The organism is Limnohabitans sp. 2KL-3, from assembly GCF_001269405.1.
Classification (GTDB): Bacteria; Pseudomonadota; Gammaproteobacteria; order Burkholderiales; family Burkholderiaceae_C; genus Limnohabitans_A.
In genome coordinates, this window is record NZ_CXON01000002.1 from 196,488 (window position 1) to 211,114 (window position 14,627).

The window sequence follows — 14,627 nt, forward strand, 5'->3', positions numbered from 1 at the left end:
TCCAAATGGGTTACGCTTTCTAATGGATTCCCTTACTGAGCCAACGAGACACTTTCCATGAGCCAAAAACCACTCTCCCCCGCCGAAGAAGCCCTGCGCGACGCCGCCCGTGATTACCACCGCTTTCCTACACGCGGCAAGGTCTCGGTCAACCCGACCAAGCCCCTGTCGAACCAGCGCGATTTGTCGCTGGCCTATTCGCCCGGCGTGGCTTATCCCTGCCTGGACATCGAGGCCGACCCGTCCAAGGCGGCTGAGTACACCTCGCGTGGCAACCTGGTGGCGGTGATCACCAACGGCACGGCCGTTTTGGGTCTGGGCGACATTGGCCCACTGGCGGCCAAGCCCGTGATGGAGGGCAAAGGTTGCCTGTTCAAGAAGTTCGCGGGCATTGACGTGTTCGATATCGAGCTGGCCGAGCGCGACCCGGACAAGCTGGTGGACATCATCGCCGCCATGGAGCCCACCCTGGGCGGCATCAACCTCGAAGACATCAAGGCCCCCGAGTGCTTCTACATCGAGAAGAAGCTGCGCGAGCGCATGAACATCCCGGTCTTTCATGACGACCAGCACGGCACGGCCATCATCGCCTCGGCCGCCATGCTCAACGGCTTGGAGCTGGTGGGCAAAGACATCGGCAGCATCAAACTGGCCGTGTCGGGCGCAGGGGCTGCATCCATCGCCTGCCTCGATGTGATGGTGGGCCTGGGCGTGAAGATCGAGAACATTTTTGTGTGCGACTCCAAGGGCGTGATCTACGAAGGCCGCCCCGGCGGTTACGACGAATCCAAAGCGCGCTATGCGCAAAAGACCGAGGCCCGCAGCCTGGCCGATGCGGTCAACGGCGCCGACGTGTTCCTGGGCTGCTCGGCCCCCGGCGTGATGACGGTGGACATGATCAAGACCATGGCCCGCGACCCGGTGATCCTGGCCCTGGCCAACCCCGAGCCCGAAATCCGCCCCGAGCTGGCCAAGGCCGCCCGCCCCGACTGCATCATCGCCACCGGCCGCTCGGACTACCCGAACCAGGTCAACAACGTGCTGTGCTTCCCCTACATCTTCCGGGGGGCCCTGGACTGCGGCGCGACCAAAATCACCGAGGCCATGAAGCTGGCTTGCGTGCGCCAGATTGCCGACCTGGCCAAGGCCGACATCAGCGAAGAAGTGGCCAGCGCTTATGCGGGCAAAGAACTGTCTTTTGGGCGCGATTACCTGATCCCCACGCCGTTTGATTCGCGCCTGATCTTGCGCATCGCCCCCGCCGTGGCCCAGGCCGCCGCCGACTCCGGTGTGGCCACGCGCCCCATCACCGACATGGACGCCTACCGCCAGCAGCTGCAAAGCTTTGTGACGCAAACGGGCATCCTGATGCGCCCCATCTTCAATGCCGCCAAGGCGGTGCCGCAAGACGCCAAACGTGTGGCCTATGCTGACGGCGAAGACGAGCGTGCCCTGCGTGCCGCCCAAATGGCCATCGATGAAAAAGTGGCGCACCCGATCCTGATCGGCCGCCCCGGCGTGATCGCCGCCCGCATCGAAAAAGCCGGTCTGCGCATGCGCTTGGGCGTGGACGTGGACAACGTCAACCCTGAAGACGATGCACGTTTTCGCCAGTATTGGGAGCACTACCACCAGCTGATGAAACGCAACGGTGCCACGCCTGCGGTGGCCAAGGCGGCGGTGCGCCGCTCCAACACCATCATTGGTGCCCTGATGGTGTCGCTGGGCGATGCCGATGGCCTGATCTGCGGCCTGACAGGCAGCTACATGACGCACCTGGAACGCATCGAGAGCATTTTGGGCAAACGTGCGGGCGTGACCAACTACGCCGCTGTGAACGCACTCATGAGCGACTTGGGGCCGCTGTTCATCACCGACACCTATGTGAATGAGGACCCCAGCGCCGAGCAACTGGCCGAGATTGCCTACATGGCGGCTCAAGAAGTTCAGCGCTTTGGCATCGTGCCCAAGGTGGCGTTTCTTTCGCATTCGAGCTACGGCTCGTCCAAACGGGCATCGGCCCGCAAGATGCGCCAAGCGCGTGACCTGTTTGTGGCGCAGCACCCTGACATCGAGTGCGACGGCGAGCTGCATGGCGACGCGGCGCTGCAGCCCGAGATCCGCAACGTGTACCTGGAAGACAGCACCCTGAGCGGCTCGGCCAATTTGCTGGTGTGTCCCAACCTGGATGCGGCCAACATTTTGTACAACGTCATGAAAACCACCACCAGCGGCGGTGTGACCGTAGGCCCGGTCCTGATGGGGGCGGCCGGCACCGCGCACATCCTGACGCCTGCAGCCACCGTGCGCCGGGTGCTCAACATGACGGCCCTGGCCGTGGCGCAAGCGCACCATTGAGGCACTCAAGCAGCCCAGCCCCTGTGCGCAGGGGCTGGGCTGCATGCGCTTTGAACAGCTCAAAAGCCCTTTTTTGGTGCGAATTTGTCACAAAATGGCACCCAAACAGGGCATCTCAGCCGCATCTCTAGGGGATGGACCTGACATTCAGCGTCAGGACCATGGTCGATAATGGCACCGAATTTGCTAGACAAGATTCACCGTTTATTTGACCCTGGAGCCCCTCATGAACAAGCGTTTCTTACTCAAGGCCACGGCCGCATTGGCTGCTGTTGCCTCTTTTGGTTTGGCACAAGCCCAATCTACGGCCATCAAATTTCAGATGGACTGGCGCTTTGAAGGCCCTTCGGCTTTCTTCTTGTTGCCTGCGGCCAAAGGCTATTTCAAGGACGCCAAACTGGACGTGACGGTGGACTCGGGCAACGGCTCGGGTGGCGCGGTGACTCGCGTGGCTTCGGGCACCTATGACTTGGGCTTTGCCGACTTGGCCGCCCTGATGGAATTCCACGCCAACAACCCCGACGCCCCCAACAAGCCTGTGGCCATCATGATGGTCTACAACAACACCCCCGCCTCGGTGATGGCGTTGAAGAAGTCCGGCATCAAGACCCCCGCCGACCTGGCCGGCAAGAAGCTGGGTGCGCCCGTGTTTGACGCTGGCCGCCGCGCCTTCCCCATCTTCCAGAAAGCCAACGGCATCGGCAACGTGGCTTGGACGGCCATGGACCCACCCCTGCGCGAAACCATGTTGGTGCGCGGTGACGTGGACGCGATCACCGGCTTCACCTTCACCTCGCTGCTCAACATCGAAGCGCGTGGCGTGAAAGCCGAAGACGTGGTTGTCATGCAGTACCCCGACTTTGGCGTCAAGCTCTATGGCAACGCGATCATCGCCTCGCCCAAGATCTTGAAAGAAAACCCAGCCGCTGTGAAAGCGTTCCTGAGCGCCTTCACCAAAGGTGCCAAGGACGTGATGGCCGACCCCGCCAAAGCCATTGAGTCGGTCAAGGCGCGCGACGGCATCATCAACGTGGCATTGGAAACCCGCCGCCTGCAACTGGCCATTGACACCGTGATCAACAGTCCCTCGGCCCGCGCCGAAGGCTTTGGCCAGATCAACGGCCCCCGCATGACGCTGATGGCTTCGCAAGTGTCGGATGCCTTCAACACCAAGACCCGCGTCAAGTCTGAAGACATCTGGAACGGCTCGTTCTTGCCCACCGCCAAAGAGCTGGACATCCTGCCCAAAGGCAAGAAGTAATCCTGCGCCAGCTTCGGGGCATGCCGCCCCGGCGCTCCGGGCCCACCGCCACCCTGCACGGGTCGGTGGGCTTTTACAGGGCGTAGCGTGTATACACTTTCGAACACCATTTTCGAGCTCTCACCATGACCCAAGAATCATTCGTTGATTTCCAGAATGTCTGGCTCGCCTACAACGACGAGTTGCTGGCGCAAAACCACTTTGCTGTCGAAGACATCAATCTGCAGGTCAAGCAAGGCGAGTTCATCGCCATCGTTGGGCCCTCAGGCTGCGGCAAGTCCACCTTTATGAAGCTGACCACCGGCCTGAAAATGCCCAGCAAAGGCCGCATCCTGGTCGACGGCCAACCGGTGACCGGCCCGCTCAAGATCAGCGGCATGGCGTTTCAGGCCTCGTCACTTTTGCCATGGCGCACCACGCTCGACAACGTGCTGCTGCCGCTCGAAATCGTGGAGCCCTACCGCACGAACTTCAAGCAAAAAAAGGCCGAATATGTGGAGCGCGCCCGCAAGCTGCTCAACACCGTGGGCTTGGGTGGCTACGAAGACAAATTCCCCTGGCAACTGTCGGGCGGCATGCAGCAACGCGCCAGCATCTGCCGCGCCCTGATCCATGAACCCAAAATGCTGCTGCTCGACGAGCCCTTTGGTGCGCTCGACGCGTTCACCCGTGAAGAACTCTGGTGCATCTTGCGCGACCTGTGGACCGAGCAAAAGTTCAACGTCATTCTGGTCACGCACGACCTGCGCGAATCGGTGTTTTTGGCCGACACGGTGTACGTGATGAGCAAGAGCCCTGGCCGCTTTGTGGTCAAGCGCGAGATCGACCTGCCGCGCCCGCGTGATCTGGAGATCACCTACACCCCCGAATTCACCAACATCGTGCACGAGCTGCGCGGCCACATCGGTGCCATGCGCAAGACCGGCGCGGCGATCAACCAATAAACGGGAGCTACGCACATGAAACAAAAAACGCTGGAACGCTGGTCCCCCTGGGTTTTGCTGGTCCTCAGCATTCTGATCTGGGAAGGCCTGTGCCGCGCCTTCAACGTGTCTGAATTCGTTTTTCCCAGCCCCTCGCGCATCGCACAGCAAACCATCGAATTCAAAGAAGTGATCGCTGGCCACGCCTGGCGCACCTTTTGGGTGACCATGGTGGGCTTTGGCATCGCCATCGTGGTGGGTGTGCTGCTGGGCTTTGTCATCGGCAGCTCACGTCTGGCCTATGCCGCCGTGTACCCGCTCATGACCGCCTTCAACGCCCTGCCCAAAGCGGCCTTTGTGCCGATTTTGGTGGTGTGGTTCGGCATCGGCATCGGCCCGGCCATCCTCACGGCTTTCCTCATCAGCTTTTTCCCGATCATGGTGAACATCGCCACGGGCTTGGCCACGCTGGAGCCTGAACTCGAAGACGTGCTGCGCGTGTTGGGCGCCAAACGTTGGGACGTGCTGGTCAAAGTCGGCCTGCCCCGCTCCATGCCTTACTTTTATGGTTCGCTCAAAGTGGCCATCACGCTGGCCTTTGTGGGCACCACCGTGTCCGAAATGACGGCGTCGAACGAAGGCATTGGCTACCTGCTGATCTCGGCGGGCTCGGCCATGCAGATGGGTCTGGCGTTCTCTGGCCTGGTGGTCGTGGGCGCGATGGCCATGGTCATGTACGAACTGTTCAGCTACATCGAAAAACACACCACCGGCTGGGCGCATCGCGGCTCGCAAGGCGAGTGAAGTGCTTTCTGTTTTGCGTGTGATGCCGTCGGCCAACCCCAGGAAGTGGATCCAATGACTTGGCTGGCCCGACTCGATTTGGACTACACGCTCGAAGCCGAGCGCAGCGTGGCCCGCTACCTGCACCAAGGCCCGCTGCGCATTTTGCAAAGCCTCTACCCCGAAGGCGATGCGGTCTGCCACAACGTGCTGGTGCACCCGCCCAGCGGTTTGGTGGGCGGCGACACGCTCGACATGCGCGTCACCGTGGGCTCTGGCGCACATGGTTTGGTCACGACGCCCGGGGCCACGCGCTTTTACCGCTCTGAGGCAGGACTGGCCACTCAGCAAGTGCATGCGCGGCTGGAGTCGGGTTCGCGGCTCGAATGGCTGCCCCTCGAAGCCATTGCCTACAACGGCTGTGATGGCCTCAACCGCGCTGTGTTTGACTTGGCACCCGGGGCTGAGTTGATCACTTGGGACATCACCGCTTTGGGCTTGCCCGCCGCAGACCTGCCTTTCACTCAAGGCACCTTCCTTCAGCACATAGAAATTCCCGGCGTGTGGCTGGAGCGCGGCACGATCAGCGCCACCGACACCCGATTGATGAACAGCCCGCTGGGCCTGGCCGGCCAGCGCTGCATGGCCACGCTGGTGTTTGCAGCGGGCAGCGCCATCACGCCCGAACGCTCAGATCGCGCCCTGGCTTGTGCGCGTGAATTGCTTGAAGCGTCTGAACTGCGCCTGACCGCCGGGGCCACATCGCCACACCAACAGGTCATCGTGCTACGGGTGCTGTCGCCTGTGACTGAACCGGCCATGCAATTGCTTCGGCAAGTTTGGGCGGCGTGGCGGCATGAGATGTGGGGCTTGCCGGGGGCTGTGCCACGGCTTTGGAATCTGTAATAGCTTTTGCTTTATTTGAGATTTCTTATCATCAAGCTCGAAATCTCATCAAAATCCTATGAAGTGATAGGATTATTTCGTTTCTTATCACCAAAACAAGAAGCTCACCCTTATCCACGCACCTGATCCATTCCACAAATAGATATCACGCCCCACCCTCAACCGTGATTTGAGAGAACTGCTGAGTGCAGGATTTCTGGAAAAAAGTGGGAATGGCCGCTCGACACGTTATGCGGTCACCGTTGCGGCGCAAGCAGCATTGCGTGACACGCTTTCAGCCTCACCTGCTCCTGCCAAAACTGGCCATTTTCAATGGTCGGCAGCTGCACTGCCTTGGGTCCAATCGCTGCAAGCGCCTTTGGGCACCCGCATTCCGGTGGGCTACGACAACCGTTTTGTGGACGACTACGTACCCAACCAGTCAAGCTTGTTGCCACCGGCATTGGCCGCTGATTTGTTTCATGCCGGACGCAGCCCGGACCAACAACCGGCTGGCACTTATGCCCGCGAAGTTTTGGAGCAACTGCTCATCGACCTGTCTTGGTCCTCATCTCACTTGGAAGGCAACAACAAAAGCTTGCTGGACACCCGAATCCTTTTCGAGTTGGGTGAGCAAGCAGGGCCTTTGGACAACGACACCGTGATGCTGCTCAACCACAAGGACGCGATCGAGTTCATGGTCAACGCCGTGCCCAGCGAGGGCATCACCGTGCCCGTGATCGTCGACCTGCAAGCCAAGCTGATGAAAGACTTGCTGATGAAAGACTTGCTGAAGGACTCGCGCGACATTGGCAGCATCCGTCGGCGTGTGGTGAACATTGATGGCTCGGTCTACGTGCCCAGCAACATCCCCATGTTGCTGGAAGAAAAACTGGCCACTGTGGTGGACAAAACCCGGCAGATTCGCAACCCCGTTGAGGCGGCTTTCTTTCTTTGGGTGAACCTGGCTTACCTTCAGCCTTTTGCCGATGGCAACAAGCGCACCAGCCGTTTGTGCGCCAACATGCCTTTGATGCTGTACAACTGCGCACCTCTGTCTTTTTTGGATGTGGAGCGCTCGGACTATACGACCGCGCTTTTGGGTGTGTACGAGCAACGCCAAGTCGATGCGGCGGCGGAACTGTTTGAATTCATCTACCGCCGCTCGATTCAAAAGTACAGCGTATTGCGAGCATCCATGGCAGCACCTGACCCCCTTCGAGCTCGATACAGACAGACACTGAACGAGATCATGCAGTGGTTGGTCATGCATCGGCAACCGCAGCAAACAGCTTTAGCCGCTGTTCAAGTCGATCCCCAAGATCTGCCAGGTTTGAACGAAATCGTCAACACCGAGTTGAACCACTTAGAGGTCTACAACTGCGCTCGCTACAACCTGGCGCGAGGTGTGACACAAACATGGAACACCGCTGGAAGGCCCAGGTAAACGAGCCGACACCCTCAAATCGCCACCAGCTGCTGAATGTTCTTTGCTTTCATCTCACTGCCTGGCCCTCGGGCGATCACCTCGCCCCGCTCCATGACCAAATACTGGTCGGCTAGTTCTTCGGCAAAGTCGTAGTACTGCTCACACAACAACACCGCCATGCGTTGGCCTTGCAGGCCCACGTCGGCCAGTTGGCGAATCACGCGGCCGATGTCTTTGATGATGCTGGGTTGGATGCCTTCAGTGGGCTCGTCCAGAATCAGCAAACGCGGCTTGGCTGCCAGCGCTCGGGCAATGGCCAGTTGCTGTTGCTGGCCGCCTGAGAGGTCACCGCCACGGCGGTGCAACATTTGTTTGAGCACCGGAAACAGTTCAAACAACTCGGGCGGGATCGGGGTGCCGCCGGGCTGCGTGGCCAGGCCCATCAGCAGGTTGTCTTCGACCGTCAAGCGGGCAAAAATTTCGCGGCCCTGGGGCACGTAGCCAATGCCTGCGGCGGCGCGCTCGTAAGGCTTGGCGAGTGTCAAATCTTGGCCATTCAGGGTCACTGTGCCGCTTTTGATCGGCACCAAACCCATGAGCGATTTGAGCAAGGTTGTTTTGCCCACGCCGTTGCGGCCCAGCAGCACGGTGACTTGGCCTTGTGCGGCGCTCAGGCTCACATCGCGCAGGATGTGGGAGCCACCGTAGTACTGATGGATGTTTTGAACTTCAAGCATGTTTCACTCTTTGAGTAGGTCTGACCTTCAGGTCCGACATAAGGTCAATGGGGGCACTTGTCGGAGCTGAAGCTCCGACCTACAAGAACTCGGACTCATCATGTTTCACTCTTCAAGTAGGTCGGACCTTCAGGTCCGACATTCGGTCATGGGGGCACTTGTCGGAGCTGAAGCTCCGACCTACAAGAACCCAGACTCATCAGCGTCCCAAATAAACTTCAATCACCCGCTCATCGGCTTGCACCTGATCGAGCGTGCCTTGGGCCAGCACCGAACCGTCGCACAGCACGGTGACAATGTCCGAGATGGTGCGGATGAAACTCATGTCGTGCTCCACCACCATCAACGAGTGCTTGCCCTTGAGCGTCAAAAACAGCTCAGCGGTGCGCTCGGTTTCAAAGTCGGTCATGCCCGCCACCGGCTCGTCCAGCAGCAAAAGCTTGGGGTCTTGCATGAGCAGCATGCCGATCTCCAGCCATTGCTTTTGGCCGTGGCTGAGCACACCGGCCAGGGTGCTGACGCTGCCTGCCAAATGGATGGTGTGCAGCACTTCGGCCAGGCGGTCTGACTGCGCTGAATCAAGCTTGAAGAACATCGAGGCTTTGACGCCTTTGTTGGTTTTCAAGGCCAGCTCCAGGTTTTCAAACACCGTGAGGTGCTCGAACACCGTGGGTTTTTGAAACTTGCGGCCAATGCCCAGCTGCGCGATTTCGGGTTCGTTGTGGCGCAGCAAGTCGATGGTGCTGCCAAAGAACACGCTGCCTTCGTCAGGACGGGTCTTGCCGGTGATGATGTCCATCATCGTGGTCTTGCCCGCGCCGTTGGGGCCGATGATGCAGCGCAGCTCACCGGGCGCAATGTCGAGCGACAGCTTGTTGATGGCCTTAAAGCCGTCAAAGCTCACACTCACGTCTTCCAGATAAAGAATGCGGCCATGGGTCACATCCACTTCGTTGGCGTCTTGCACCACGCGGCCATAGCCTGCGCTGCGGCCACCGGATTCTGTCGATTCCACACGTTGCTGGGCCGAACGGGCCACGCGCTCAGCGCCTTTTTTGAGCAAGTCGGGCGTCATGCGGCACCACCTTTCTTGTTTTTGATTTTGGCGATCAGGCCTACAACGCCTTGCGGCAAATACAAGGTCACCGCGATGAACAGCGCACCCAAAAAGTACAACCAGAACTCAGGCGCTGTGACCGTCAACCAGCTCTTGGCACCGTTCACCAGGAAGGCCCCCACAATCGGGCCGATCAAGGTGCCCCGGCCACCCACAGCGGCCCACACCGCGATCTCGATCGAGTTGGCAGCGCTCATCTCGCCCGGGTTGATGATGCCCACTTGCGGCACATACAGTGCGCCAGCGATGCCACACATCACGGCCGAAATCACCCAGATGCTCAGCTTGTAAGGCAGCGGCGAATAACCCGAAAACATGACCCGCGTTTCGGCATCACGAATGGCCATCAGCACACGGCCATATTTGCTGCCCACCAACCAGCGCGAGAACAGATAAAAGCCCAGCAGCGTCAAGCCCGTGATCACAAACAACACCATGCGCATGTTGGGGGTGGCAATCGGCAAATCCAGAATACGCTTGAAGTCGGTGAAGCCGTTGTTACCACCAAAGCCGGTTTCATTGCGGAAGAACAGCAGCATGGCCGCATAGGTCATGGCCTGGGTGATGATGGAGAAATACACCCCTTTGATGCGCGAACGGAATGCGAAGTAGCCGAACACAAAGGCGATGAAACCGGGCACCAGCACCACCAAGAGCACCGTGGCGACGAAGCTGTCCGACAGTGTCCAGTGCCAGGGCAATTCTTTCCAATCCAGGAAGACCATGAAGTCGGGCAAGTTGCTTTTGTAGTTGCCGTCTTGCCCAATTTGGCGCATGAGGTACATGCCCATCACGTACCCGCCCAAAGCGAAGAACAAACCGTGGCCCAGCGACAAGATGCCGGTGTAGCCCCAGATCAGGTCCATGGCCAAGGCGCAGATGGCGTAGCACATGATCTTGCCGATCAAGGCGATGGCGTAATCGCTCAGGTGGAAGGCGCTGCCCGCAGGCACCAGCAAGTTGAACACCGGAGCCAGCACACCGACTGTGATCAGCGCGAGCAAAAACAAAGACCAGGCTTTTCGACCCAGCAAGGGTGCAGGAGTGGGTAATAGGATGTTTGTCATGTTCATGCCCCTGTTCACGCTTCGGCGCTGCGACCCTTCATCGCGAAGATGCCTTGCGGGCGCTTCTGGATGAAGATGATGATGAACACCAACACCGCGATCTTGGCCAGCACCGCACCGGTCCAGCCTTCGAGCAGCTTGTTGGCCAGCCCCAGCCCCAAGGCAGCGTAGACCGTACCTGCCAGCTGGCCCACGCCGCCCAGCACCACCACCATGAACGAGTCCACGATGTAGCTCTGACCCAAGTCAGGGCCCACGTTACCGACCTGGCTGAGTGCACAACCGGCCAGGCCCGCGATGCCAGAACCCAAGGCAAATGCGTAGGTGTCAATGCGTGCGGTGTTGACGCCCATGCACGAAGCCATCGGGCGGTTTTGCGTGACGCCACGCACAAACAAACCCAGGCGCGTTTTGCCAATCAAAAGCGCCATGCCGATCAGCACAGCGGCCGCAAACACGATGATGAGCACCCGGTTCCAGGGCAGTTGCAAATTGGGCAGCAGCTGCAGCGAGCCGCTCATCCACGAGGGGTTTTCCACGCCCACGTTTTGCGCACCAAACAGGCTGCGCACGCCTTGCATGAGCACCAAGCTGATGCCCCAGGTGGCCAACAGGGTTTCAAGAGGGCGGCCATACAAATGCTTGAGCACGGTGCGCTCCATCACGGCCCCCACCAAAGCCGATGCCATGAAAGCCAAAGGGACTGCCGCCAGCAAATACCAGTCAAAGGCGCCCGGCAGGTAGTGGCGAAACGCCGCTTGCACCACATAGGTAGCGTAGGCGCCGATCATCATCAGCTCGCCGTGCGCCATGTTGATCACGCCCATCAGGCCATAGGTGATGGCCAAGCCCAGCGCCACCAGCAGCAAGATGGAGCCCAAACTGGCACCTGTGAACAAGGTGCCCAATCGCTCGCCCCAACGCAGGCTTTGCTGCACGGCAGCCAAGGAGGTCTGAATTTGTTTTTTGACCGATAGGTCTTGCTCTTGAGCCAAGCGCTGGTTGAGCAAGAGCAGTGTTTCGGGTTGCCGACTGGCCGCCAATTCCTGCGCAGCCAGCAAGCGGTCATTGGGGGTCTCGCTGCTGAGCAAGGCAGCCGCACGGGCCTGTCGCACCAAGCTCTTGACCGTCTCGTCAGGCTCGGTGGCCAGCGCTTTGTCAAGCAGGGGCGCACGGCTGGCGTCCGGCTCTTTGAGCAGCGACAAGGCGGCCAGGCGGCGCACCTTCACATCGGTGCTGAACAACTTGAGCGCCGCCAAGGCGGTGTCGAGTTCACCCCGCAAGCGGTTGTTCAGCATCACGTCTTCGGCATCATCGGGCACAGGCACCGATTGGCCGGTGACCGGGTCTGTGCCCTGACCGTCGCGCACGACCAGCACTTGGTCTTTGGCAATTTTGACCACATCGTCGGCCAGCGCTTGCAAATAGGCCGCCGTTTTTTCATCGCCTTGGGCCACCGCTTTGGCCAAGGCTTCAACACGCGCATCGCTCTCTCCAATCGCGATGCCTCGGGCCTCGTCCATCGTCAGAGCATGCGCAGCCGTCAGGCCCCACAGCGCACTGGCGATCAACGCGCCTTTCACAATCCATCTTTTCATTTTGATCATCTCTTGGCCTCACATGACTTTGGCCGTAGGTCGGAGCTTCAGCTCCGACAAGCACCCATGTCGGGGCTGAAGCCACCGACCTACAAAACGCTGTTGCCATTTGGAAAAAGGGAGGGACTGTGCCCTCCCTTTTTCAGAACACGCTCAAACGATCACTTCTTGGCTGGCTCGTCAGGCTTCTTGTCGTTGCCTTCAATGAAGGGGCTCCATGGCTTGGCCTTGACGGGGCCAGGCGTCTTCCACACCACATTGAACTGGCCATCAGCCTTGATCTCGCCGATGAACACCGACTTGTGCAGGTGGTGGTTTTTCTCGTCCATCTTGCTGGTGATGCCGCTAGGAGCCTTGAAGGTTTGTCCGGCCATGGCTGCAATCACTTTGTCGGTGTCGGTGGACTTGGCTTTTTCAACCGCTTGCTTCCACATGTTGATGCCGATGTAAGTCGCTTCCATCGGGTCGTTGGTCAAAGGCTTGTCTTTGTGACCTGCGATGTTTTTGGCCTTGGCGTAAGCCGCCCACTTTTTGGTGAACTCGTCGTTGGCTGGGTTCTTGATGGACATGAAGTAGTTCCATGCCGCCAAGTGACCCACCAAAGGCTTGGTGTCCACGCCACGCAGCTCTTCTTCACCCACCGAGAAGGCCACCACAGGCACGTCTTTGGCCTTCAAGCCTGCATTGCCCAGTTCCTTGTAAAAAGGCACGTTGGAGTCACCGTTGATGGTGGACACCACAGCGGTCTTGCCACCGGCAGAAAATTTCTTCACATCGGCCACGATGGTTTGGTAATCTGAGTGACCAAACGGGGTGTATTTTTCATCGATGTCTTTGTCAGCCACGCCTTTGCTTTTCAGGTAAGCACGCAAGATTTTGTTGGTGGTGCGGGGGTACACATAGTCGGTGCCCAGCAAGACCCAGCGCTTGGCGCCGCCGCCTTCTTTGCTCATCAGGTAGTCCACGGCAGGAATCGCTTGCTGGTTGGGCGCAGCGCCTGTGTAGAACACATTTTTTGACAGCTCTTCGCCTTCGTATTGCACGGGGTAGAACAGCAAGCCGTTCATTTCTTCGACCACCGGCAACACCGATTTGCGAGACACCGATGTCCAGCAACCGAAGATGACCGAGACCTTGTCTTGACCCAGAAGCTGCTTGGTTTTTTCAGCGAACAAAGGCCAGTTGGAAGCCGGGTCCACGATCACGGGCTCGAGCTTTTTGCCGAGCACGCCGCCCTTGGCATTGATCTCATCAATGGCCATGAGCACGGTGTCTTTCAACACGGTTTCAGAGATGGCCATGGTGCCCGACAAGCTGTGCAGCACGCCGACTTTGATGGTGTTGCCCGCTTGCGCTTGGGCTTGGTTTGCAAAACTCAGGCTGCCAGCCACAATGGCTGCAGCAGTTGCGAGGGCTTTAAGATTGCCACGGCGGTTCATCATGTGATCACTCCAATCAGGAAAGTAAATGGATTCAAAAAAGGGCGGAGCGCTTGCAACGCTGCAATTCCTCTTGCAATCACCGTGCCAACTTTTCAAAATGCAGGAATGCACCAGAACATGCCTGAGCGACTTCCTAGGGAAATCACACAGTCCCTATAAAGAGGCATGCTCTTTGCTACATTGATGTTCAGCTCGCCCAACACATTCAAAGCACGCACCAAAATGGAACTCACCCCTCGCGAAAAAGACAAACTGCTGATCTTCACGGCGGCACTTTTGGCCGAACGCCGCAAGGCACGTGGCCTCAAACTCAACTACCCCGAAGCCATCGCGCTGATCAGCGCTGCTGTCATGGAAGGCGCACGCGACGGTAAGACCGTGGCTCAACTCATGAGCGAAGGCCGCACCGTTTTGACGCGTGCCGACGTCATGGATGGCATCGCTGAAATGATCCCCGATATCCAGGTCGAAGCGACTTTTCCGGACGGCACCAAATTGGTGACCGTGCACCAACCCATTGTTTAAAAACACCCAGGAGCTGTCATGAAAAAATTTGCATTCACTTTGTCTTTGGCCTTCACACAGCTGGCCAACACCGCCTTGGCACACGATGGGCACGGCCTGAGTGGCACCCATTGGCACGCCACCGATGTGCTGGGTTTCATCGCCATCGCCGCGGTGCTGGCGGTGGCTGTTTATTTCGGCAAGAAGTGAGCCCCGCATGACCCCCGGAGAACTTTTGATTGACCCCGGTCAGCACGCGCTGAATGTGGGCCGCCGCACCTGCACCCTGGTGGTGCAAAACGCCAGCGACCGCCCGATTCAAGTGGGCTCGCACTACCACTTTGCCGAAACCAATGGTGGCCTGAGCTTTGACCGGGCCGCGGCACGAGGCATGCGTCTGAACATCGCGTCGGGGACCGCGGTGCGCTTTGAACCCGGTCAGCAACGCACCGTCGAATTGGTGGACTATGCGGGAGACCGTGTGGTGTACGGCTTTCGCGGCTTAACGCAAGGGAAACTCTGA

Annotated in this window: 14 protein-coding genes; 9 read left to right on the forward strand and 5 right to left on the reverse strand. The window is 59.0% G+C overall.

The annotated features are described in order from the left end of the window. Positions 1–57: 57 nt before the first annotated feature. The 6 genes from AMM41_RS03280 to AMM41_RS03305 all read left to right on the forward strand — a co-directional run bounded on the left by AMM41_RS03280 (position 58) and on the right by AMM41_RS03305 (position 7,657). Positions 58–2,358 (forward strand): NADP-dependent malic enzyme, encoded by a 2,301-nt coding sequence (locus AMM41_RS03280; RefSeq protein ID WP_089952994.1) that lies wholly within the window; start codon positions 58–60, stop codon positions 2,356–2,358. Between the two features lie 226 nt (positions 2,359–2,584). Continuing rightward, on the forward strand, positions 2,585–3,619 hold the full coding sequence (locus AMM41_RS03285; RefSeq protein ID WP_089952996.1) for an ABC transporter substrate-binding protein: 1,035 nt from the start codon (positions 2,585–2,587) through the stop codon (positions 3,617–3,619). A gap of 125 nt (positions 3,620–3,744) precedes the next feature. Further along, a complete protein-coding gene (locus AMM41_RS03290) occupies positions 3,745–4,563 on the forward strand; it encodes an ABC transporter ATP-binding protein (protein ID WP_089952998.1) in 819 nt (272 codons plus the stop codon). Between the two features lie 15 nt (positions 4,564–4,578). Next, complete coding sequence (locus tag AMM41_RS03295) at positions 4,579–5,346, forward strand: ABC transporter permease (protein ID WP_089953000.1); 768 nt, start codon at positions 4,579–4,581, stop codon at positions 5,344–5,346. A 54-nt stretch (positions 5,347–5,400) separates the two neighbouring features. Then, complete coding sequence (locus AMM41_RS03300) at positions 5,401–6,231, forward strand: urease accessory protein UreD (RefSeq protein ID WP_089953002.1); 831 nt, start codon at positions 5,401–5,403, stop codon at positions 6,229–6,231. Between the two features lie 169 nt (positions 6,232–6,400). After that, the gene (locus tag AMM41_RS03305) at positions 6,401–7,657 is read left to right on the forward strand and encodes a Fic family protein (RefSeq protein ID WP_228769075.1); all 1,257 of its coding nucleotides are present in this window, start codon (positions 6,401–6,403) and stop codon (positions 7,655–7,657) included. Between the two features lie 14 nt (positions 7,658–7,671). On the opposite strand, the gene urtE is transcribed toward AMM41_RS03305, so the two are convergent. From urtE to urtA, 5 genes are all read right to left on the reverse strand, one after another. Continuing rightward, positions 7,672–8,376, reverse strand: coding sequence for an urea ABC transporter ATP-binding subunit UrtE (urtE, locus tag AMM41_RS03310; RefSeq protein ID WP_089953004.1), 705 nt, complete (start codon positions 8,374–8,376; stop codon positions 7,672–7,674). Positions 8,377–8,575: 199 nt separating this feature from the next. After that, positions 8,576–9,451, reverse strand: a complete 876-nt coding sequence (urtD, locus tag AMM41_RS03315) for an urea ABC transporter ATP-binding protein UrtD (RefSeq protein WP_089953007.1) — start codon at positions 9,449–9,451, stop codon at positions 8,576–8,578. Continuing rightward, positions 9,448–10,566, reverse strand: a complete 1,119-nt coding sequence (gene urtC / locus AMM41_RS03320) for an urea ABC transporter permease subunit UrtC (RefSeq protein ID WP_089953620.1) — start codon at positions 10,564–10,566, stop codon at positions 9,448–9,450. The genes urtD and urtC overlap by 4 nt, the downstream gene beginning before the upstream one ends. Positions 10,567–10,574: 8 nt before the next feature. Then, positions 10,575–12,158, reverse strand: coding sequence for an urea ABC transporter permease subunit UrtB (urtB, locus tag AMM41_RS03325; RefSeq protein ID WP_089953623.1), 1,584 nt, complete (start codon positions 12,156–12,158; stop codon positions 10,575–10,577). Positions 12,159–12,319: 161 nt separating this feature from the next. Next, complete coding sequence (urtA, locus tag AMM41_RS03330) at positions 12,320–13,597, reverse strand: urea ABC transporter substrate-binding protein (protein ID WP_089953626.1); 1,278 nt, start codon at positions 13,595–13,597, stop codon at positions 12,320–12,322. Positions 13,598–13,822: 225 nt separating this feature from the next. On the opposite strand from urtA, the gene AMM41_RS03335 reads away from it, so the two are divergent. The 3 genes from AMM41_RS03335 to AMM41_RS03340 are packed head-to-tail and all read left to right on the forward strand — an operon-like array spanning position 13,823 to position 14,627. Then, positions 13,823–14,125, forward strand: coding sequence for an urease subunit gamma (locus AMM41_RS03335; RefSeq protein ID WP_089953629.1), 303 nt, complete (start codon positions 13,823–13,825; stop codon positions 14,123–14,125). Positions 14,126–14,143: 18 nt separating this feature from the next. Next, a complete protein-coding gene (locus tag AMM41_RS21735; protein WP_158273190.1) occupies positions 14,144–14,314 on the forward strand; it encodes a hypothetical protein in 171 nt (56 codons plus the stop codon). Positions 14,315–14,321: 7 nt separating this feature from the next. Then, the gene (locus AMM41_RS03340; RefSeq protein WP_053170605.1) at positions 14,322–14,627 is read left to right on the forward strand and encodes an urease subunit beta; all 306 of its coding nucleotides are present in this window, start codon (positions 14,322–14,324) and stop codon (positions 14,625–14,627) included.